Source organism: Streptomyces telluris, assembly GCF_024519335.1.
Classification (GTDB): Bacteria; Actinomycetota; Actinomycetes; order Streptomycetales; family Streptomycetaceae; genus Streptomyces; species Streptomyces telluris.
Window position 1 is genome coordinate 239,246 of sequence record NZ_JANIID010000005.1, and the last position, 24,235, is coordinate 263,480.

Genomic DNA, 24,235 nt, shown 5'->3' on the forward strand with positions numbered 1-24,235 from the left:
GTGGACCGAAGGTCCGTTCGCTGTGCCCTGCTTTTGAACCGGGACAACCCGATCGTCGACGACCACCGGGTACACGGTGTCCGCACCCTGCCCGGTGTCACCTTCCTCGACATCGTCCACCGGCTGCTCGTCGCGCACGGCATCCCGCTGGAGGGGACCGAGCTGAACGACGTGCTGTTCGTCGAGCCGGTGGTCACCACCGAGTCCTTCGACCGCGAGCTGACCGTCGAGCTCGTGCCCGACGGCGCCGGCTTCCAGGTGACGGCGACCAGCCGCCGCACGCAGGACGGCACGCCGGTCGACGACGCGGTGACCACCCATCTGAGGGCGACGCTGCGCACCGGCCTGCCCCCGCTCACCGGCACGCCCGCCCCCGCGGCACCCGGCGCCGCGGGCGACGTCGGCCAGGTGTACGCGACCGGCCGCTCGGCCGGCATCGAGCACCGGGCCTTCATGCGCTGCGTGGGCACCCTGCACGCCGCAACCGACCGCGTGCGCGCCGAGATCGCGCTCGGCGACGAGGCACGGGCCACGGTGGGGGACTTCCTCCTCCACCCCGCCCTGCTCGACGGCGCGACCATGCAGTCGTACGCGCTCGTGTTCGACGGAGCCGACGCCGACGGGCGCCCGTTCATCCCCCTGCACATCGCCTCCTTCCGCGCGGCCCGCACCCTCGGCGACGCCTGCACGGTCGACCTGCGCCTGAAGCCGACCGCGGCCGGCGACGAGGCGGCCAAGGACATCGTCAAGGCGGACATCGACCTCTACGACGGGTCGGGCGTCCTCGCCGCGCAGTTCACCGGCCTGACCTTCAAGCGCATCCGCTCCACGGCGTCGATCACCCGGCTCACGACGGCCGCGCAGGCCTCCGCGTCGCCCGCTGCCGCGGAGCCCGCTCCGGCCCCCGCCACGCCGGTGGCCCCCGCGGGCACGGACGGCGAACCGGCGGACCTCCGGGCGGAGATCACCGAACTGGTCCGCCGGACCCTCGGCGAACCCGGCCTGGAAGTCGACCCCGACCGCGGTTTCTACGACCTCGGACTGGAGTCCACCCACCTCCTCACCCTGGTCCGCGCCATCGAGGAGCGCTGGGACATCGCGCTCTACCCCACGCTGCTCTTCGAGTACCCGACCGTCGACGCGGTCGCGGCCCACCTCGCCGGGCTGCTGCCCGACGACCCGCGCCCCCGCGCGGCCGCCGCCCCGGCGGAGGAACTCCCCGCGCGGACCGGTGCCCTGACCGGCGTGTGGCAGGAAGCCCCCCGCCCCCAGGCACCGGCCACCGGACCGCTGCTGGTGATCGGCGACCTGGCGGTCAGGGCCGGGCAGATCACCGCCCGGCGCGGTCCGGCCTTCCGCCGCATCGCGCACGACGAGTACGAGCTGCGCACCGGCGAAACCGGTGATCTGAAGCTGCTCCTCGCCGACCTCGCCACCTCGCCCGAGGCCGTCCTGCACGTCGCGCCGCGCGACGCGGCCCACCTCCCCGAGGCCGTGGAGTCGGCCTGCCACGAGGTGCTCGCCCTGGCCAAGGTCCTGGCGGACCGCCCGGTTCCCGTCGTGCACGCGGGTCCCGCACCCGTCGCCGCCGCGGTGTCCGGCCTGGCCCGCACCGTACGCCTGGAGCAGCCGCGCCTGGCGATCACGGCCGTCGAATGCGACGGCCCCGCCGAACCGCGAGCGCTGCTCGCGGAGTTCGGCGACCTCTCCGAGGCGTGGGTACGGCACACGGCCGGGCGCCGGTACGTCCGCCGCTACCGAGAGGCGGCCCTCGGGGTCGCGGCCCCCGTCCGGCGCGGCGGGGTCTACCTGATCACCGGCGGGGCGGGCGGCATCGGCCGGGAGCTCGCCGCCCGGCTGACCGGACGTGGGGCCACGGCCGTCCTGGCCGGGCGCTCCCCGCAGCCGTCGCCGCCGGCCGGCCACTACCTGCGCGCCGACGTCACGGTCCGCTCCGAGGTCGACGCCCTGGTCAAGGACGTCCTGGAGACGTACGGCCGGCTGGACGGCGTCGTCCACGCGGCCGGGGTGCTGCGGGACGGCCTGTTCGCCGGCAAGCCGGCCGACGACCTCTCGGCGGTCCTCGCGCCCAAGGTCCGCGGGACGGTGCTGCTGGACGAGGCGACCCGCCACCTGGACCTCGACTTCTTCGCCGTGTTCTCTTCCGTGACCGGCGTCGCGGGCAACGCGGGCCAGAGCGACTACGCCGCCGCGAACGCCTTCATGGACGCCTACGCCCGCGAGCGCGGCCTGGTCTCCCTCGCCTGGCCCCTGTGGGCCGACGGCGGCATGCGCACGGACGCGGCGGCCGAGGCGCTCTTCCGCCGCCAGGGGCAGGCCGCCCTGCCGACGGCGGACGGACTGGACGTCCTCGACCGGGCGCTCGCGCTGTCCGGCACCGAGGTCGTCGTGCTCCACGGCGACCCCGGCCGGGCCCGCGAGGCGCTGGGCCTGATCGCCGCCGACCCGGCCGCGCCGACCGACCCTGCCGCCGGCCCGGCCAAGTCGGCCGCCGCCGCGGAGCAGCCGGAAGCCCCGGAGCCCGCACGCCGTGCGCCGCGCCCGGCCGCACTCCCGCAGGCGCACGACGCCGACGGGGACATCGCGGTGATCGGCGTCGCCGGCCGCTACCCCATGGCCGAGGACCTCGACCGTTTCTGGACCAACCTGCGCACCGGGCGTGACTGCGTCACCGAGATCCCCGCCGAGCGGTGGGCGCAGACCGGCTTCTACGAGCAGGGCCGCAACCCCGGGCGCTCGTACAGCAAGTGGGGCGGCTTCCTGGAGGGCATCGACGAGTTCGACCCCGCCTTCTTCCGCATCACGCCGCGCGAGGCCGAGGGCATGGACCCGCAGGAGCGGCTGTTCCTGCAGACCTCCTGGCATGCGCTGGAGGACGCCGGCCTGACCCGGGCCGACGTGTCCGGGCGCTCCGTGGGCGTCTTCGCGGGCGTGATGTTCACCCAGTACCAGATGCTCGGCCTGGGCGCCGAGGACCGGCTGCCGGTGCTGCCGACGTCGTTCTCCTCGGCGGTGGCCAACCGCGTCTCCTTCTTCCTCGACCTGCACGGCCCCAGCCTGGCGCTGGACACGATGTGCTCGTCGTCCCTGACCGCCCTGCACCTGGCCTGCGAGAGCCTGCGCTCCGGTGACAGCGAACTGGCGCTCGCCGGCGGCGTGAACCTCATCGTCCACCCGTACAAGTACCTGCACCTGAGCCAGGTCGGCTTCGTCTCCACCGACGGCCGCTGCCGCGCCTTCGGCGCCGGAGGGGACGGCTACGTGCCCGGCGAGGGCGTCGGCGTCGTCGTGCTCAAGCCCCTGGCCCGCGCCCTGGAGGACGGCGACCGCGTCCTCGGCGTGATCAAGGGCAGCGCCGTCAACCACGGCGGGCGGGCCGGCGGCTTCTTCGTGCCCAACCCCACCGCACAGGCCGACGTGGTCCGGCGGGCGCTGCGGAAGGCGGGAGTCGAGGCCGCGTCCGTCGGCTACGTCGAGGCGCACGGCACGGGCACGGCGCTCGGCGACCCCATCGAGATCACCGCGCTGTCCCAGGCGTACGGCGACGCGCAGGGCCGCCTGGGGTCGGTGAAGTCCGGCATCGGCCACCTGGAGCCGGCCGCCGGCATCGCCGGGCTGACGAAGGTGCTGCTCCAGCTGCGTCACCGCACCCTGGTCCCGTCCCTGCACGCCGACCCGGCCAACCCCGGCATCGACTGGGACGCCCTGGGCCTGAAGGTGCAGCGCGAGGCGGAACCGTGGCCCGCCGCCGCGGACGGCACCCCGCGCCGCGCCGCCGTCAGCGCGTTCGGCGCCGGCGGGGCCAACGCCCACGTCATCGTCGAGGAGTACCCGCAGCCGCAGGCCGCCCCCACCGAGGCCGGGCCGCAGGTCGTCCTGCTGTCCGCACGCACTCAGGAGGCCCTGCGCGAACTGGCGCGGCGCTACCTGGAGCCGCCCGCGGGCGACCGGCTCGCCGAAGTGGCCGCGCTCGCCGGCCTGACCGGCGCGGACCCCGAGGCCGAACTCGACGAACTCGGCCTGGACGCCGGCGACCTGCGCAGATTGGCGCGCGCCCTCGCGGAGCGCTTCCCCGGCTCCGCCCCGCACGTCGACGCCCGCTCCACCCTGGCCGCTCTCGCCGCGGGCCTGCCCGCCGGCGCCGGGCCGGACGCCCCGCTGGCCGACATCGCCTACACCACCCAGATCGGCCGCGAACCCATGGCCGAGCGGCTCGCCGTGGTGGCCTCGGACACCGGCGAACTGCGCGCGGTGCTGCGCGCCTTCCTCGACGGCTCGCCGACCGCCGGCCACCGGGGCACCGTCACCGGCGCGGCCGTCGCCGCCGTCCCGGACTCCACGGACCCCCACGTCCTGGCCCGCAGCTGGGCGGCGGGCGCCGCACCGGACTGGCGCGCCCTGCACCGCGGCCGTACGGCGCGGAAGGTGGCGCTGCCGCTCTACCCGTTCGCCCGCGTACGGTGCTGGGTCGACGTCGCGCCCGTCGCGCCCGTCGCCCCCGTCGCGTCCGTCGAGTCCTCCGCGTCCGCCGTGCCCGGCGAGGCCCCGGCCCTGGTTCCGGCCCCCGTGCAGCCGGCCTCGGAGCTCGCGTCGGACGCCCTCCCGGTGGACATCCCCTCCTGGGAGGTGTGCGCCGCCCCCGCCGTGTCCCCGGCTCCCGCCGGGCCCGTCGTGGTGCTGCACGCCCCCGGACGCGAGGGCCTCGCCCGCGAGCTGTCCGCCCGTCACGAGGGCGCTGTCCTCGTCGAGCTGGGCGCACCGGTTCCCGTCACGCCGCGCCTGGTCTACGTCCTCACCGGCAGCACGGACGCCGCCGCCGGGCGCGAGAGCGACCGCGTCGCGGCCGCCGAGGCCACCGGCGTCAAGGCCCTGGCCCGCTACGCCCGCCAGTGGTCCCGCCTCCCCGCGCTGGACTGGGTGGTCGTCACCACCGGCGCCGCCGCCGCACCCGGCCGCGGCGTGAGCGACCCGTACGCGGCCGGTGCCACCGGCTTCGCCCGGGTCCTGGAGAACGAGCACCCCGGCTGGTCGGTCGCCACCGTCGACCTCGACCCCGCCCACGAGTCCGCGCAGCTCGTGACCCCCGCGCCCCGGGGAACCCGGACGGCCTGCACCGGGACCACCCGCCACACCCAGGTCCTGCGCCCGGCACCGGCCACCGGCGCTCCCGTACCGCTGCGCCGCGGCGGCACGTACGTGATCATCGGAGGCGCCCGCGGCATCGGCGCGGCCATCGCAGGCCGGCTCGTCGCGGACTGGGACGCACAGGTCGTCCTGGTCGGCCGCAGCGAACTGCCCCCCGGCACCCGCCCGGGGCAAGGGATCCGCTACGTGCGGGCCGACGCCGCCGACGGCGCGCAGCTCGCGGCCCTCCTCGACCGGGAGGGCCCGGTGCACGGCGTCGTGCACGCCGCCCTGGTCCAGCGCGACCGGCTGGTGCGCAACATGTCCGACGAGGACCTCGCGGAGAGCCTGGCGGCCAAGTCCGGCGTCGCGGCGGCCCTGGCCGACGCGCTGCGCGGACGCCACCTGGACTTCCTGGTGTTCTTCTCCTCCGCGCAGTCCTTCCTCGGCGACCCGGGCCTGGCCAACTACGCGGCCGGTTCCACCTTCCTGGACGCCTACGCCCACGCCCTCGACGCCCGCCTGCCCTACCCGGTGCGCGCGGTCGACTGGGGCTTCTGGGGCACGGTCGGCGCAGTGGCCGGCGACACCCACCGGGACGGCCTGACCGCGGCCGGCTTCCGGTCCATCACGCCCGAGGCGGGATTCGCCGCGCTGCTGGAAGCGCTGCGGCAGCCGGCCCCCCAGGCCGTCGTGGTGCCCGGCACGGCGGCGCTGCGGGAGCGGATGGGAGCAACGAGAACGGAGACGACGGACGTGACCACCACGGACGGTGGACAGCAGGGCACCGCCGGACCGCGCGTCGTGGAGGACTTCCACGCGCTCGACGGGCGCATGGCCGAGATCGCCGACGGCGCCCTGCTGGCCCTGCTCGACGACATGGGCGCCTTCGGCGGCCCCGGCCCGGACGCGGACGCGGACGAGGTGTCCCGCCGGGTCGGCGTCACCCCCCGCTACGAGCGGCTGCTGCACACCCTGCTGGACATGCTCGCGCAGCACGGCCTGCTCGAGACCGCCCACGGACGCTTCCGCCCGGTGCCGGGCGCCCTGTCCGGGGCCCGCGCCGGCGGACACCTGCGACAGCTCGCCGAACTGGCCGACGCCCACCCCGAGTCCGAGGTCTTCGTACGGCTGCTGGCCCTGTGCCTGGAGCGCTTCCCCGAGCTGCTGCGCGGCGAACTCCTCGCCACCGAGCTGCTCTTCCCCAAATCGGGCACCTCCCTCATGGAGCGCGTCTACCGGGGCAACCCCATCAGCGACCTCTACAACGACCTGCTCACCGATCACCTCGTCGGGCACGTCCGGCGGCGCCTGGAAGAGCTCCCGGCGGACGCCAAGGTGCGCATCCTGGAGGTCGGCTCCGGCACCGGCGGCACGTCCGCGGGCCTGCTGCGCGCCCTGAGCCCCTTCGGCGAGCGGGTGGAGTACTGGTACACCGACCTGTCGGTCACCTTCCTCGCCCACGGCCGCCGCGAGTTCGGCGAGCGGTATCCGTTCCTGCGGTTCAAGCGCCTCAACCTGGACAGCGACCCCGTCGCCCAGGGCTTCCCGGCCGACGGCTTCGACATCGCGGTCGCGGCCAACGTCCTGCACGCCACGTCGGACGTCGGCCGCGCCGTGCGCCACCTGCGCGGCGTGCTGCGCACCGGCGGCGAGCTGGTGTTCAACGAGCTGACCACCGTCACCCTGCCCGCGACGGTCACCTACGGCCTGTTCGACGGCTGGTGGGCCCACGACGACACCGCCCTGCGCCTGCCCGGCTCGCCGCTGCTGGACGTGCCCGGCTGGACCCGGCTGCTCGCCGGCGCCGGCTACGAGGTGGCGGCCGCGATGCCGGACTCCGGCGCGACCGGCCGCAACTTCCAGCACGTCGTCGTGGCCCGGGCCGTCGATCCCGCCGCCCCCGGCGGCGACGCCGCGCCCGCGAGCGGCGACGCCGCGTCTCTTTCGTCCTCTTCGTCCTCCTTCACCGACGCGCTCCTGGCCCTCACCGCGGACGCCTCGGGCATCCCCGTCGGCGACCTCGACCTCGACCGGGCGATCGGCGACTACGGGTTCGACTCGGTCAGCTACAGCCTCCTCGCGAGCCGGCTGAACGAGGAGCTCGGCCTGGACGTGACGCCCGCGCTCTTCTACGAGACGCCCACCCTGCGCGCGCTGGCCGACCGCCTCGTACGCGACCACGCCGAACTGCTGCAGGCCCCGCAGGCCGCCGTGCCCGCACCCGCTCCCGTGGCCCCCGCACCCGCTCCCGTGGCGTCCGCCTCCACCGCGCCGGCGGCCGCGCCGGCCGAGCCCGAGGCGATCGCGATCATCGGCATGGCCGGACGGATGCCCGGCAGCCGCGACCTGGACGAGTTCTGGCAGCACCTGGTGGCGGGCGACGACCTGATCACCGACGTGCCCGCCGACCGGTGGGACCAGGGCTCCCTCCCCGAGGGCGTGCACGCCGCCCGCGGCGGCTTCGTCCACGACGTCGACGTCTTCGACCCCCTGTTCTTCGGCATCTCCCCGCACGAGGCCGCCGGCATGGACCCGCAGCAGCGGCTCGTCCTGCAGGGCGTGTGGACGGCGCTGGAGGACGCCGGCCTGGCGCCGGGCGCCCTCGCGGGCTCGGACACCGGCCTGTTCATCGGCGCGGGATCGAGCGACTACGAGGAGGTCAGGAAGGCCGCGGGCGTGCCCGTCGACGCCCACGCGGCCACCGCCACCACGCACTCCATCCTGGTCAACCGCGTCTCCTACCTGCTCGACCTGCACGGGCCGAGCGAGCCGGTCAACACGGGCTGCTCCAGCTCCCTCGTCGCCATCCACCGGGCCGCGGAGTCCATCCGGTCGGGGGAGTGCGACGTCGCGGTCGCGGGCGGCATCAACCTCATCCTGTCGCCCCACAACCACGTCCTGCTCAGCCGCACCGGCATGCTCAGCCCGACGGGCCGCTGCCAGGCCTTCGACGCCCGCGCCGACGGGTTCGTCCGCAGCGAGGGCTTCGGCTTCGTCGTCCTGACCCGGGAGGGGCTGTCCCGCGGCCACCGCGTGCGCGCCTGGCTGCGCGGCACCGCCGTCAACCACGGGGGCCGGTCCCGGTCCCTGACCGCGCCCAACCCGGCCGCCCAGGCGGCGATGATCGTACGGGCGCACGAGCGCGCCGGAACCGACCCCGCCACGGTCGGCTACCTGGAGACGCACGGCACGGGCACCGAGCTCGGCGACCCGGTCGAGATCAACGGCCTGCGCATGGCCTTCGACGAGCTCTTCCGCCGCCGCGGCGCCCGGCCGCCGGCCGAGCCCCACTGCGGCCTCGGAGCGGTCAAGGCCAACATCGGTCACCTGGAGTCCGCCGCGGGCGCCGCGGGAGTCGTCAAGGTGCTGCTGGCGATGGAGCACGCCGTGCTGCCGCCCGTCGCCGGCCTCGGCGAGCAGAACCCGCACCTGCGCCTCGACGGCAGCCCCTTCCGCCTGGTCCGCTCGGCGCAGCACTGGCCGAGCCCGGGCGGCGCCCCGCGGCGCGCGGGCGTCAGCTCCTTCGGCTACGGCGGCGTCAACGCACACGTCGTCCTGGAGGAGGCCGGACCCGCGCGGGAGCCGCAACGGTCCTACGGGCCCTGGGTGTTCCCGCTGTCCGCCCGCACCCCGGAGGCCCTGCGCCGGTACGCGACGGCGCTGCTGGAGGCCCTGGACCGGACCCCGGACCTGGCCGACACGGCACACACGCTGCAGCACGGCCGGGACGCCATGGAGGTGCGCCTGGCGGTGACCGCCGGCGACCGGCACACGCTCGCCGCCGCGCTCGCGGCCGCCGCCCAGGGCGCGGACCACCCCGCGCTGGCCCGGCCCGGAGGCACCACGACCGCCGACCGCTGGGTGGCGGGGGAGCGCGTCGAGTGGCCGCAGGGCGGCGTCCTCGTCCCGCTGCCCACCTACCCGTTCGAGCGCCGCCGCTGCTGGGCGGGCGTCGACGACCCGTCCACCGGGACGGCCCAGGAGCCGTCCGGCGAGAGCGCCGCCGCGGTTCCCGTGGTCCCCGCCGGCCGGTACGCGCCGCGCTGGCAGCCCGTCGCCGCTCCGGTCGCCGCCTTCCCGGCCGCCGGTCCGGTCTGGGTCCTCGGCTGCGACGAGCACCCGGCGGCCGACGTCCACCGCATCGGTGACGCGCCGCTGGAGTCGCTGCCGACGCCCGCCGCGGTCCACGCCGTGGTCACCGGCGAGGCCGGCGTCCTCGACCTGTTCCGCATCGTCAAGCACCTGCAGGAGCGCCCCGCCGCGGCGGGCGAGCTCTCGCTGACCGTCGTCACGCGCCTCGCCGCGGCGGTGGACTCCGCCCCCGCCGACCCGTCGGCCGCGGCCGCGCTGGGCCTGGCCCGGTCGGTGCGCCACGAGTGCGAGCGCTGGCGGGTCGGCACCGTCGACGTCGGAGCGGCCGATCCGGCCACGGTCTCCGTCGCCGTCCCCGGCGACTACGCGCTGCGCGCCGGACAGTGGTTCCAGGAGGTCCTCCACCCCGTCGAGGACGCGGCGCCGCCCGCACCGGTGCTGCGCGAGGGCGGTACGTACGTGATCACCGGTGGCACCGGTGACCTGGGGCTGGACATCGCCGAACAGCTCGTGCGGCGCCACCGGGCCAAGGTCGTCCTCGTCGCGCGCTCCGCGCCGGACGCGGCCAAGGCGGCCCGCATCCGGGCGATCGACCCGTCCGGGACGTCGGTGGAGGTCCACCGGGCGGACGCCGCCGATCCGGACCAGCTGCGGGGCGTGTTCGAGCGCGTGGGCGCCGTGCACGGGGTCCTGCACTCGGTGACCGTCCCCGGTGACCGGTCGCTGGCGGCCATGGACGAGGCGTGGTTCACGCGCGCGCTGACGGCGAAGAGCCGTACGACCGCCGCGCTCGCCGTGGCGCTGGGCGACCGCAGGCCCGACTTCCTCGCGGTGTTCTCGTCCGTCCAGTCCTTCCTCGGGAACCCCGGTCAGGCCGCCTACGCGGCGGGCTGCACCGCCCAGGACGCCATCGGGCACGCGCTCGCCGCGCACCTGCCCTACCCCGTCCGGGTCCTGAACTGGGGCGCCTGGGCAGGCTCCGCGCTCACCGAGCGCCACCGCGACCGGCTGGTCGCCGCGGGTGTCCACCCGCTCTCACCACAGGCGGGATTCGAGGCGCTGAGCCAGGTGCTCGGCGGACAGGAGGTTCAGGTGGCAGTGGTCTCCGGTACGGACGACTTCCTCGCCCGCATCGGCGTCCCGGTGGCGGCCGCGGCCGGGCAGCCGCCCGCGGCCCCCGAGCCGGTCGTCGCCCCCGTGGCCGCTCCGCCAGCGGCTCCCGAGGTCGCCCCCGCGGCCGCCCCGGCCGCCGAAGGATGGCGCGAGGCCGCAGCCGGTGAGCTGCTGGGCCTCCTGTGCGAGGTGGCGGGGATCCGGCCGGGCGAGCTCGCCGCGGACGACCTGCTCAGCCGCTTCGGCTTCGACTCGATCATGTACACGCGCCTGAGCCACCTGGCGAACGCGCGCTGGGACCTGGACCTGACGCCGGCCGCGTTCTTCGGCGTGGCCACCGCGAGCGACCTCGTCGACAAGGTGTTCCGGGACCACGGCCCGGCCCTGGCGGCCGCGTTCCGCCCGGCGGCCCCCGCCCCGGAGCAGCCCGTTCCCGCCCCGGAGCCCGTCCGTGCCGCGGAGCCGGCCCCCGCTTCCGCGGCGGCCGCGCCCGCACCGGTGCGCACCGCGCCCGAGGCCGCCCCGGCGGCCTTCACCGGCGAGCCCGTCGCCGTGGCGATCGTCGGCATGGCGGGCCTGCTGCCCGACTCCGACGACGTGGACGAGTTCTGGCAGCACCTGACGGCCGGTGACGACCTGGTCCGCGAGATCCCGGCCGACCGCTGGGACTGGCGCCGCCTGCACGGCGAGCCGGAGCCCGGACGGTTCCGCACGACGGCGAAGTGGGGCGGGTTCCTGCGCCGCGTCGACCTGTTCGACCCGCAGTTCTTCGGGATCTCGCCGCACGAGGCCGTCGCCATGGACCCGCAGCACCGGCTCGTGCTGGAGGCCGCCTGGACCGCGATCGAGAACGCCGGCATCAGGCCGTCCTCCCTCTCGGGCACGGACACCGGCGTCTTCATCGGCAGCGGCACCTACGACTACTTCGAGCTGCAGCACGCCCTCGGCGTCCCGCTCGACGGCTACAACACGGTGGGCCGGGCGCACGCCATCATGTCCAACCGGGTGTCCTACCTGCTGAACCTGCGCGGCCCCAGCGAGACGGTGGACACGGCCTGCTCGTCGTCGCTCGTCGCCGTCCACCGGGCGGCCGAGGCCATCCGGCACGGCGACTGCGAGGTCGCGCTGGCGGGCGGCGTGAACGTCATCGCCTCGCCGACGCTGTTCGTCGACATGAGCCAGGCCGACATGCTGAGCCCCGACGGCCGCTGCCGCACCTTCGACGCGAGCGCCAACGGCATCGTGCGCGCCGAGGGCGCCGGCGTGGTGGTGCTGAAGCGCCTCGACGCGGCGATCGCGGACGGCGACGTCATCCACGCCGTCCTGCGCGGCAGCGCGATCAACCACGGCGGCCGCACCAACTCGCTGACCGCCCCCAACCCGGACGCGCAGGCCGCCTGCATCGTCAAGGCGCACCGCCGGGCCGGGGTGGACCCGCGGACCGTCACGTACGTCGAGACGCACGGCACCGGCACCGAACTCGGCGACCCGGTCGAGGTCGAGGGGCTCAGGACGGCGTTCGCGGAGCTGTACGCCGACCACGGCGCCGAGTGCGCGGAAGCGCACGTGACGCTGGGCGCGGTGAAGACCAACACCGGCCACCTGGAGGCGGCCGCGGGCGTCACCGGCCTGATCAAGGTCCTGCTCGCGATGCGGCACCGGGAGATCCCCGCGAACCTGCACCTGGACAGCCTCAACCCGCACCTGCGCCTGGGCGGCAGCCCGCTGCGGCTGCCGGACGGGCGCGAGCCCTGGCGCCGGGTCCGCACGCCCGACGGGGCCGAGGCCCCGCTGCGGGCCGGCGTGAGCTCCTTCGGCCTGGGCGGCGTCAACGCCCACCTGGTCGTGGAGGAGTACGGCGAGGAGACGGCCGTCGCGCCGTCCGGCTCCCAGGTGTTCGTCCTGTCGGCCAGGGACCCGGAGCGGCTGCGCGCCTACGCGCGGCGCCTGGCCCGCTGGGCCGCGGACAACGAGGACGTCGCCCCGGCCGCCCTCGCCCACACGCTGCAGACCGGCCGCGAGACGTTCTCCGAGCGCCTGGCGATCGTCGCGGGCTCGCTGCGCGCGCTGGTGGCGGGCCTGGAGGCCTGGCTGTCCGGCGACAGCGCCGCCGACGTGTTCACCGGGGACGGGTCGGACGCCACCACGGCACTGCTGCTGGAGGGCGCCGAAGGCCGCCGCTACCTGCGGTCCGTGGTCGACGCCGGCCGGCTCGACAAGGTCGCCCGGCTGTGGGTCGGCGGCGCGCCGATCGACTGGACGGAGCTGTGGCAGGGCGCGGCCCCGCGCCGCGTGCCCGCACCGACCTACCCGTTCGCACGCGAGAGCTACTGGCTGACCCCCGGCCCCCGGTTCGACGCCGTCCAGGCCACCGAGGCCGGTCTGGTCGCGGATGGTGCGGAGGACCGCGACGCGTCCGCCGCACCCACTGAGCCCACCGAGCCCGTCCAGCAGGCCGAGCCCGTCCAGCAGGTCGAGCAGGTCGAGCAGGTCGAGCAGGCCGAGCAGGTCGAGCACGCCAGGCCCGCGGAGTCCGCCGAGCCCGTACGGCCCGCCGCGCCCGTGGCCGCCGCGCCGCCCGCCGGCGGCGATCCGGAGGCCGCCGTCCGCGAGCACGTGCGAGGGCTCCTGGCCGCGCACCTGGGCATGCGGCCCGACCGGCTGCCCGTGGACCGGGTGCTGTCGGACGCCGGAGTGGACTCGCTGGGGCTGCGCCGGCTGAGCCGCCGCCTCGGCGCCGACTACGGGGTCCAGATACCCGCGCGCATGTTCGGCGTGGCCCAGACGGCCCGCGCCGTGGCCCGCGCCGTGTTCGAGGCGTACGGGCCCCTGCCGGGGCGCGAGGAGGCCCCACCGGCCCCCGCACCCGCACAGGACGCCGCGAAGGCCCCGGAGCAGACCGGGGACAGGATCGCGGCCCTGCTGACCGGCCTGCGCGACGGATCCGTGCGCGTGGACGACGCGCTGGCCGCACTGAAGGGAGGGACGGGCCGATGAGCACCGAACTGCGCGAACTGCTGGCGGCGATCGCCGCCGGTGAGATGTCCGACGACGTGGCGGAGCTCGTGCTGCGGCGGCTCGCCGAGCCGGCGCCCGCACAGGAGCCGGCCCGGGCGGCCGGGTTGGAGCCGGAGCCCCAGCCCCAGCCCGAGCCCGACCCGGGCCCGTACCCGCTCAGCCGCGGACAGGCGGCGCTGTGGGCGATCCACGCGGCCAACCCGCAGGCGTCCTCGTACAACCTCCCGCTGGGCCTCTGGCTCGGCGACGGCGTCGACCCCGACCGGCTGGCCGAAGCGCTCGCCGCCGTCGTGCGCCGGCACCCCGGGCTGTGCATCGCCGTACGGCTCGGCGCCGACGGACCCGTGCAGCAGGTCACCGACCGCTCCGCGGAGGTGACCCGGCTGGACCTCCGTCACGTCACCGACGGCGAGTTCGCCACCCGCGTGCGGAACCTGGTGCGCCGCCCGTTCGACCTGGAACACGACGCGCTGTACCGCATGTGGCTCCTCGCGGCCCCCGGCGGCGGCACCCTCCTGCTCCTGGTCTTCCACCACCTGATCACCGACGGCGTCTCCAGCCACCTCCTGCTGCGCGACATCGTCGCCTGCCACGAGGCGCTCGCCGGGGGACGGCAGCTGCCGCCCGCCGAACCCGCCACCTCGTACGCCGAGTTCGTGCGCTGGCAGCGGGAGATGCTCTCCGGACCGGAGGCCGAAGGGCACCGCACGTGGTGGCTGGACCGGCTGACCGGCGCCTCGACGGCGCCGGTGCTGGAAGCCGTCGCCGACCGCCCCCGTCGCGGCCCCGCCGCGCACGAAGAGGGCGCGATGGTGCAGCTGCGGCTCTCCGAGGCCACCTGGAGCGCGGTCCGCGACACCGCCCGCGCGGCCCGGCTGACCCCCTTCAGCGTCGTCCTCGGCGCGTTCGCCGCCCTGCTGCAGCGCCACTCCGGGCTCCGCGACATCAGCGTCATGGTGCCGACCGACGGCCGCCCCTCGCAACGCTTCGACCGCACCGTCGGCTACCTGATCAACCCGGTCGTGCTGCGCCTGGACTGCGACCCCGGCCGGAGCTTCACCGAGCTCATGGACGCCGTCCATGCGCGGATGGCGGAGGCCGAGGAGCACTCCGCCTACCCGTTCGCGTCCGTCGTCGACGACCTGCGCCGCACCTCCGACGCCGAAGCCGGCTTCGACATCGGCTTCTACATGCAGCAGGGCGTCGGCGGCGACCAGGACATGGCGGCCGGGCAGACCGTCTTCCGGGACGCGCTCGACCTCACCCAGGAGGGCGAGAACGACCTCGTCGTCGAGGTCGTCGTGCGCGGCCCCGGTGCGCTCGTGTACGTCAAGTACGACCCGGAGCGCTTCGACCGCTCCACCGCCGAGCGGCTGGCCGAGCACTACCGGCTGCTGCTGGAGGCCGTGACCGCCGACCCGTCCCGGCGCGTCGGCGACGTCGAACTCGCCACCGACGCCGAGCGCGGCGCGGTCGAGCGGGCCAACGCCACCCGCCGCGAACGGCCGCGCGACGTCACCGCCGCCGGCCTCGTCCTCCGGCAGGCGGAGCACGCCCCGGAGCGCACCGCGGTGGCCGACGCCGAGGAGTCGCTGACCTACGCGGAGCTCGCCGGGCGCACCCACGCCCTCACCCGGGTCCTCACCGCCCGCGGCGTACGGCCCGGCGACGTCGTCGGCGTCCTCGTGGACCGCCGGGCCGCGCTGGTCGTGACCCTGCTCGCGATCCAGGCCGCCGGGGCCGCGTACGTCCCGCTCGACCCGGACTTCCCCGCGGCGCGCCTCGCCCACATCGCCACCGACGCCGGCCTCGCGGCCGTGGTCCTCGGCCCGGACCTGGCCGACCGGCTGCCCGAGGGCACGCCCGGCGTCCGCATCCCGCTGACCGGTCCGGAGACGGCCGCTCCCGTCGCCCCCGTCGCCCGCCGCGACGGTGACCTCGCGTACGTGCTCTACACCTCCGGGTCGACCGGCGAGCCCAAGGGCGTCGAGGTCTGCCACGGCAACCTCGTCAACCTGCTCGACTCGACGGGCGACCGCCCCGGCTGCTCCGCGGACGACACGCTGCTGGCCGTGACCACCGCGGGCTTCGACATCTCGGGCCTGGAGCTGCTGCTCCCGCTGACCCGTGGCGCCACCGTCCGCATCGCGCCCTCGGAGGCGCTGCGGGACGGCTTCGCGCTGGCCGACCTGATCGGCGAGTCGGGCGCCACGATCGTCCAGGCCACCCCCGCCACCTGGGAGATGCTGCTGCACGCCGGCTGGACGGGACGGGTGCGCCGGATCCTGTGCGGCGGCGAGGCGCTGACCCCCGAGCTCGCGGACCGCCTGCTGGACCGGTGCGACGAGCTGTGGAACATGTACGGCCCGACGGAGACGACCATCTGGTCCTCCGCGCAGCGCGTGCGCCGCAACGCGCCCGTGACCGTGGGCACCCCGATCGCCAACACCACCTTCCGCACCGCCGGCCCCGACGGCGCTCCCGTGCCCTTCGGCGCCGTCGGCGAGCTGCTGATCGGCGGCGACGGCGTGGCCCTGGGCTACCGCGGCCGCCCGGAGCTGACGGCCGAGCGCTTCGTCGCCGACCCGGCGACCGGTGAACGGCTCTACCGCACCGGGGACCTGGCCCGCTGGTCGCCCACCGGCGAGATGGTGGTGCTCGGGCGCGCCGACCGGCAGGTCAAGCTGCGCGGACACCGCATCGAGCTCGGCGAGGTCGAGGCCGCCGTCCGGCGCACCGGCGAGGTCGGCGACGTCCGCGTGGTCGTGCGCGAGGACCTGGCCGGGCAGCCGCAGCTGGTGGCGTTCGTGACGGCGGGCCCGGACGCGGCGGCGAGCGCCGTCCGGCGGATCGCGGACCGGCTTCCGGACTACATGGTCCCCTCCCGCACCGTGGCCCTGGCACGGTTCCCGCTGACCCCCAACGCGAAGGTCGACACCGGCCCGCTGACGGCACTGTCCCTCGACGAACTGGTGCGCCGCTTCGGCCACGCCGGCGGCCCGGCCGCCGGACTGGTGGCCGCCCCGTCCGCAGCGGCGCCCGCGCGGCCCGCAGCGGCCGGCGGCGACCTCGTGGCGTGGCTGCGCGAGACGACGGCGACGGTCGCCGGGGTGCCGGCGCAGGAGATTCCCGTGGACCGGCCGCTCGGCGAGGCGGGCTTCGACTCGATCGGCTTCACCCGGCTGGCGGTGGCACTGCGGGAACGTTTCGGCGTCCCGGTGCGGCCGACGGTCTTCTACGCCCACCCCGACCTCACCTCGCTCGCGGCCTTCCTCGGCGAGGCGCACCCCGGGGCGTTCACCCCGGCCGCCCCGTCCGCACCCGCGGCCGCGGTCTCCACGGCACCGGCGCTCGCGCCGGGGACGTCCGCCGCGGCGGACGGCTACCCGCCGGTGGCGATCGTCGGCATCGGCGGCCGCCTGCCGTCCTCCGCCACCCTGGAGGAGTTCTGGGGGCACCTCGCCGCCGGACGCGACCTGACCCGCCCGTACCCGCTGGAGCGCGGCTTCTCCGACCGGGTGTTCCCCGAGCGCTTCCGCGGCTCGTACGTCGACGACGTGGACGCCTTCGACGCCCAGCTGTTCCGCATCTCGCCCCGCGAGGCGGCACAGATGGACCCGCAGCAGCGGCTGCTGCTGCACGCGGCCCACGAGGCCGTCCTGGACTCGGGGCAGGTCCCCGCGGCGCTGGCGGGCAGCCGCACCGGCGTCTTCGTCGGTCTCAGCGGCGCGGACTACCTGAGCCTGCTCGGCCCCGGCTCCCCGGAGATGGGCGATCACTTCCTGATCGGCAACGTCGCCTCGATCGCGGCCAACCGCATCTCGTACGTCTTCGACCTGCACGGCCCCAGCGCCGTCTTCGACACGGCCTGCTCCAGCTCGCTCGTCGCCGTCCACCGCGCGGCCCGCGCGCTCCAGCACGGGGACTGCGAGCTGGCCCTGGCCGGCGGAGCGAACCTGCTGCTCTCCCCGCACGGGTTCACCGGGCTGCGCCGCGCCGGGATGCTCAGCCCCGACGGCCGCTGCAAGACGTTCGACGAGCGCGCCGACGGCTACGGCCGCGGCGAGGGCGTGGTCCTCCTGGCACTGAAGCTGCTGGACCGCGCCCTGGCCGACGGCGATCCGGTGCACGGCGTGCTGATCGGTTCCGCGGAGAACCACGGCGGGCACACCCACTCGCTCACCGTGCCCAACCCGCAGGCCCAGCGCGAGGTCGTGCTCGCCGCGCACCGGGCCGCCGCGGTGGCGCCCGACACGATCGGCTACATCGAGGCCCACGGCACCGGGACGCCGCTCGGCGACCCGATCGAGATCGACGCCCTCAAGGAGGCGTTCGGCCGGCTGTACGGGGACTGGGGCATCCCGGTCCCGCCCGGGCGGACCGGTGTCGGGTCGGTCAAGACGAACATCGGCCACCTGGAGGCCGCAGCCGGGGTCGCCGGCATCGTGAAGGTCCTGCTGGCGATGCGTCACCGCACGCTCCCCGGCCTGGTGGACCTGCGCGCGACCAACCCTGAGATCGACCTCTCGGGCAGCCCGTTCCGGATCCAGTCCGGACGACAGGCATGGGACACACCCGACGGCGAGCCGGCCCGGGCCGGCATCAGCTCGTTCGGCATGGGAGGCAGCAACGTGCACGTGGTAGTGGAAGAGGCGGGAAAGCGCTGATGAGCCGCAACACCGAGGACAGGACCGCCCGACTGGTCGTGCTGTCGGCCGAGGGCCGGGAAGAGCTCGACCGGTACCGGGCGGAACTGTCGGACTGGCTGGACGCCCACCCGGCGGCTTCCCTCGACAGCATCGCGCACACGCTGCAGACCGGCCGCGAGGCGCTCCGGGAGCGGCTCGCCGTGGTCGTGACGGACGTCGCGGAGCTGGCCGCGCGCCTGCGCGACGGCGACGGCGTCGTGACCGGCACGGCGGACGCGTCCGCGCCCGCCGGCGGCCCGGCCCGCACGGACGACCCGGCCGAGGCCGCCCGTCTGTGGGTCGCGGGACAGGACGTCCTCTGGCCGGAGCTGCCCGGCGGCCGCCCCGCCCGGCTCTCCCTTCCCCTCCCGCCCCGGCCCTCCCGCCGCTACTGGATCAGCCCGCCCGCCGCGCTGGCCGACGGCCCGGCCGAACGGCTGCTGACGGGCAACGAGTTCTACCTGCGCGACCACGCCCTGGGCCGCGTCCGGATCCTGCCCGCCGTCGCCGCCCTGGAGTTCGCGGTGGCCGCCGCGGCCCGCCTCGGGCACGGCCGCGCGACCGGCATCGTCAACGTCCTGTGGGCCCGCCCCGTGCTCGTCGAGGACGAGCCCGTGCGCGTGCGCCTGGACCTCCGGCAGGCCGCCGACGGCGTGTCCTACGAGGTCCGGCGGGTGGACGGGAGCGCCGACGGCGCACTGTGCTCCACCGGCACCCTCCGCTTCGACGCCGGGCAGGAGGCGCCGCTCCTCGACCTGGAGGCCCTGCGGGCCCGGCTGCCCCGCACGTCGACGGCCGACGAGTGCTACGCGGTCTTCGGCGCGCTCGGCGGCGGCTACGGTCCGAGCCTGCAGGGCCTGCGGTCGGTGCGGTCCACGCCGGGCGAGGCCCTGGCGCACGTCGCGGTGCCGGAGGCCGCGGACGCCCCGTTCGCCGACTTCACCCTGCACCCGTCCCTGCTGGACGCGATGCTCCAGGCCTGCCTGTGGACCGACGAGGACCCGGCGGCCCCGCGCGCCCGGCAACTGCCCTTCTCCCTGGGCGCCGTCGACATCTTCGGCCCGCTGCCCGAGCAGGGTTACGTGCACGCCGTCGCGACCCCGGCCGGCCACGACGTGTCCCTCGCCGACGAGCAGGGCCACGTGTGCGTGCGCCTGCGCGCCGTCGTCACCCGCGCCGTGGACGGTGCCGCCGGGCTCGACGCCACCGTCGCCGCGAACCTCCTCGTCCAGCGCTGGCAGGACGCGCCGGCGCCGGCCGCCGACTCCCACCCCGCCCGCACGGTGCTGCTCGGTGACGCGGCCCTCCCCGGCACCGAGCGGACCACGGAGGACGCACTCTTCCCGTGCGACGAGGAACTCCTGGTCGTCCGCGCCGTGGACGGCGATCCGCTGCCCGGCCTGCTGAAGCTGTTCCGCGCCTGGTCGGCGCAGCCGGCTCCGAGGCCGGTGCGGGTGCTGCACCTGTTCCGCCCGGCCGGTGAGGCCGAGGACGCGCGGGTGTACGCCCTGGACGGCTTCGGGCGCGCCCTCGCCAACGAGCACCCCGACTTCCGCGTCGCCGTGGTCGACACCGGTGACGCCGACCCGGCGACCGCCTTCGCCGCCGAGGCGCGCGGCGCCCACGAGTTCCGGGTCCGGTACACCGGCGACGGCCGCCGGCAGGTGCTCCGGTGGGAGAGCGTCGAGCCGGCCCCGGCGCCGCTCGCCCCGCGCGGCACCGTGCTCGTCACCGGCGGCGCCGGAGCCCTGGGCCGTCACCTGGTCACCCACCTGGGCGGCGACGCCCGCTACGTCCTGACAGGGCGTTCGGCCCACGCCGACCTCGCGGACCTGCGCGCCACCGGCCTCGACGTGCACTACCTCCCGGCGGACCTCGGCGCTCCCGGCGCCGCGGCCGACCTCGTCGAACGCGTCCACGCCGCGTTCGGGCCGCTCCACGGCGTGCTGCACCTCGCCGGGACGACCCGCGACGCGCTGCTGATCCGCAAGACCGACGAGGAGACCGCGGCCGTCCTCGGGCCCAAGGTGCGCGGCACCCTGGAACTCGACCGGGCCACGGCCGGCGATCCGCTCGACTTCTTCGTCGCCTTCTCCTCCATGTCCGGCGCCGCCGGCAGCCCCGGCCAGACCGACTACGCCTACGCCAACCGCTTCCTCGACGCCTTCGCCGAGTGGCGGCGCGCGAGCGACCGGCCCGGCCGCAGCCTGTCCGTGCTCTGGTCGCTGTGGGCCGACGGCGGCATCCGCGTCGAGGCCGACGAGGCCACCGCCGCCCGGATGGCCCGTCAGGTGGGCCTGGTGGCCATGCCGACGGACGCGGCGCTGGACGCCTTCGACCGGGCGCTCGGCCACGACGGCGACCACGTCCTGGTCGCGCACGGCAACCTCGCGCGCCTGCGCCAGGTGCTCGACGCGCCGGCGCCGAAGCCGTCCGCGCCGGCGGCTCGGACCGAGTCGGCGGCCCGGACCGCCGGGACCGCTCCCTCCGCGCCGGCGGGCGCGGACCGGCCGGTCGCGGCCATGGCCGAGGACTTCCTGCGCGGAGTGCTCGCCACCGTCTTCGAGTTCGCTCCGGAGGAGATCGAACCCGGCATCGCCTTCGAGCAGTTCGGCATCGACTCTCTCCTGATCATGGACTTGACCCGGCGCCTGGAGGACGACTTCGGCTCACTGCCGAAGACGCTGTTCTTCGAGTACCGGAACCTGCGCGAGCTCGCTGCCTGGTTCACCGAGCACCACGGCGCCCGGATCACGGAACTCGCGGCACCGTCCGCCCCGCTCGCACCGGCGGCCGTCACCGAGCCCGTGACCGCATCCGCATCCGTGTCCGCCGCCGCCGCTCCCGCTCCGGCCCCGGCTCCCCCCGCCGCCCCGGCCCCATCCGGCCCCGTGCCCATCGCCATCGTCGGCGTCGCCGCGCGGTTCGCCGGCTCGGACACCCTGGCGGAGTTCTGGGCCAACCTGCGGGCCGGCCGCGACCTGGTCACCGAGATCCCCGCCGACCGCTGGAACTGGCGCGACTACGACCGGGCGACCCCCGCGGACCAGGCCGCCCCGTACAGCCGGTGGGGCAGCTTCCTGCACGGCATCGACAAGTTCGACCCGCTCTTCTTCGGCGTGTCGCCCCGCGAGGCGGAGATCATCGACCCGCAGGAGCGGCTGTTCCTGCAGACGGCCTGGCACGCCATGGAGAACGCCGGACGCACCCGCGCGGACCTGCGCCCGCGCCGCGTCGGCGTGTACGTGGGCGCGATGTACGGGCTCTACCAGCTGCACGAGGCCGAGGACGGCCGGATCGGCGCCTCGTCCCACGCCTCCATCGCCAACCGCGTCTCCTACACCCTCGGCCTGACCGGCCCCAGCCTGGGCGTGGACACCATGTGCTCGTCCTCGCTGACCGCGATCCACCTGGCCGTGCGCGACCTGCGCTCCGGCGACACCGACATGGCCCTCGCGGGCGGCGTCAACCTGCACGTCCACCCGTACAAGTACCGCTTCCTGGGCCAGGGCGGCTTCACCTCCAGCGACGGGCTGTGCCGCAGCTTCGGCGCGGACGGCGACGGCTACGTCCCCGGCGAGGGCGTCGGCGCGGTGCTGCTGCGGCCGCTGGCCGACGCCCTGCGGGACGGCGACCACATCCACGGCGTCATCCTCGGCTCCAGCGTCAACCACGGCGGCCGCACCAACGGCTTCACCGTGCCGAACCCCGTCGCCCAGGGCGAGCTGGTCGAGCAGGCGCTGCGCGAGGCGGGCGCCGACCCGGCGTCGCTCGGCTACCTGGAGGCCCACGGCACCGGCACCGCCCTCGGCGACCCGGTGGAGATCCGCGGCCTGGCCCGCGCCCTGGGCGCCTCCGGCCTGGCGCCGCGCAGCCTGCCCATCGGCTCGGTCAAGTCCAACGTCGGTCACCTGGAATCGGCCTCCGGCATGGCGGGCCTGTGCAAGGTGCTGCTGCAGATGCAGCACGGCGAGCTCGTGCCGTCCCTGCACGCCGACCCGCTCAACCCGAACATCGACTTCGACTCGACCCCGCTGCGCGTGCAGCGCGAGCTCGCCCCCTGGCCGCGGTCGGGCAACGCCCCCCGCCGGGCCGGCCTGAGCTCCTTCGGCGCCGGCGGGGCCAACGCCCACCTCGTCATCGAGGAACACCTGGAGGACCGCGCGGTGCACCCCACCGGGCAGCAGCCGCCGTCCGGCGACGAGACGGGCCCCTGGATCTTCCCGCTGTCCGCCCGGGCGCCCGAGCGCCTGCCCGTCCTGGCCGCCCAGCTGGCGGACGCCCTGGAGAACGAGCCGCGGACCCGCCTCGCCGACGTGGCGTTCACCCTCCAGCAGGGCCGGGAGGAGTGGGCCGACCGCATGGTCGTCGTGGCCTCCACCGTCACCGAGCTGGTGGCCGGGCTGCGCGGCGCCGGCACCGAGGGCGTCTGGACCGGCAGCGCCCGCGGCCGGGCCGCCGCCCGCGCCGCGGCGCCGGCGAGCGACGCCCCGGCCGACATCGCCGCGGCCTGGGCCGCCGGCGCGAGCGTCGACTGGCCGCGCAACGACGGCCGGCGCGTGCCGCTGCCCGGCTACCCCTTCGAGGAACTGCGCTGCTGGCTCACCGACACCATCTGGTCGCCGCCCGCGCGCACCGCGGCCGGCCCGGCCCACCCGCTGCTGGACGGGGTCGACCCGGCCGGCAGCCTCGACGGCCTCACCTACCGGACGGCCTTCGGGCCGGAGCACCCCTACATCGACGGGCACCGCGTCGGCGAGACCCGTCTGCTGCCCGCCGCGGCCGTCCTGGAGATGGCCCGCGCGGCCGCCGAGGCTGCGGGCGCGGGGCAGCGGCTCCGCCTCGCCGGCGTGCGCTGGCTGCGGCCCTTCGTGGTGGACGGCACCGAGCGCTCGGCCAGGACGCGACTGCGCCGCGGCGACACCGGGCTGACGTTCGACCTGCGCGACGACGCCGGCGAGCTGCTCGCCCAGGGCCGGATCGACACCCTGGCCGCACCGGCCGCGGAGACCATCCCGCTGGAGGCCCTCCAGGCCCGCCTGAACCGCCGCCACGAGGGCACAGCCCTCTACGCGGACCTCACCGCGGCCGGGCTGTTCTACGGACCCGCCCTCAGGGCCGTCGAGTGGATCGCCGCGGGTGACGGCGAGGCGCTGGTGCGGCTGCGGATCCCCGCCGAGGCCGCCCCCTTCGCCGGCTGCGCCCTGCACCCCTCGGTGATCGACGGCGCCCTGCACGCGTTCGCGGTGCTGCGGGACCGCAGCGCCGGGCCCGCCATGGTGCCCTACGCCCTCACCGCCGCCGAGGTGTTCGCCCCGGTGACCGACCTGGCGTACGCACACGTGACGACGGCCGGCACCGACCGCTACGACCTCACCTTCACCGACTCCTGCGGGGACGTCGTCGCACGCCTGCGTGACCTGTCCCTGCGGCCCGCTCCCGGCACAACCCCGCAGCAGGCCGTGGCGGCAGCCCCCGCCCCGGCCCCGGCCCCCGCCCCGGCCCCGGCCCCCGCCCCGGCCGCGCCCGCGGCCGTCGGCGCGCCGGCCGACGACCTGATGTTCGTCCCGAGCTGGACCGCCCTGCCCGAGCGGGCCGCGGCCCCGGCCGGCGGCACCACCTGGCTCGTGCGCGGCCCGGAGTCCGCCGCCCTCGCAGCCGCTCTGACGGAGCGTCCGGGCGGCACCGTCGTCGAGGTGGGCCTGGACCGGATCGCGAGCGCCACCGGCCGCCCTGATCACGTCGTGCTGCTCGCCCCGCGCGCCGGCGCCCGCACCGACGACATGAACGCCCTCGACGCGGCGCAGGAGCAGGGCGTGCTCGCCCTGTTCCGCCTCGCCAAGGTCCTGCAGCGGCTCGGCTCCTCGGTCCGGCTCACCGTCGTCACCGAGGACGCGATCAGCACGGCCGGCGAGCCCGTCCGCAACCCGTTCGCGGCGGCCCTGCACGGCCTCGCCCTCTCGCTGGCCCAGGAACACCCCCGCTGGCGGGTGGCCGTCGTCGACCGTTCGTCCGCCGACCAGCCCTCCGCGGACGTGCTCGACGTCCCCGCGGGCGGCCCGTACGCGCTGCGCCGCGGCGTGCTCCACCACCGCCGGCTCGTCCCGGCCACGCCCGCGCGGCCCGCGGGGCGCATCCGCCTCGACGGCACCTACCTGATCCTCGGCGGCGCCGGC

General features: G+C 76.3%; 3 protein-coding genes (1 of these 3 only partly in view). All 3 read left to right on the forward strand.

Annotation, left to right across the window (positions count from 1 at the left end; translation table 11 throughout):
* Tightly spaced (each overlapping or abutting the next), the 3 genes in view from NQU55_RS08570 to NQU55_RS08580 form a layout consistent with a single transcriptional unit that may run on beyond the window.
* Entirely contained in the window at positions 1-13,350 is a 13,350-nt protein-coding gene (locus tag NQU55_RS08570; protein WP_168091311.1) for an SDR family NAD(P)-dependent oxidoreductase, read from the forward strand.
* The gene (locus tag NQU55_RS08575) at positions 13,347-18,038 is read left to right on the forward strand and encodes a non-ribosomal peptide synthetase (RefSeq protein ID WP_256790182.1); all 4,692 of its coding nucleotides are present in this window, start codon (positions 13,347-13,349) and stop codon (positions 18,036-18,038) included. The genes NQU55_RS08570 and NQU55_RS08575 overlap by 4 nt, the downstream gene beginning before the upstream one ends.
* A protein-coding gene (locus NQU55_RS08580) for an SDR family NAD(P)-dependent oxidoreductase (RefSeq protein ID WP_256790183.1) crosses the window boundary here: on the forward strand, positions 18,038-24,235 show its 5' portion. The gene runs 13,227 nt beyond the window's last position; the window shows 6,198 of its 19,425 coding nt (coding positions 1-6,198); its start codon is at positions 18,038-18,040; the stop codon falls past the right edge of the window. Before NQU55_RS08575 ends, NQU55_RS08580 begins: the two co-directional genes overlap by 1 nt.

Bases quoted from the DNA above. Each gene is read 5' to 3' on its own strand.
- NQU55_RS08575 (WP_256790182.1), top strand. From the start codon at position 13,347: ATGAGCACCGAACTGCGCGAACTGCTGGCGGCGATCGCCGCCGGTGAG.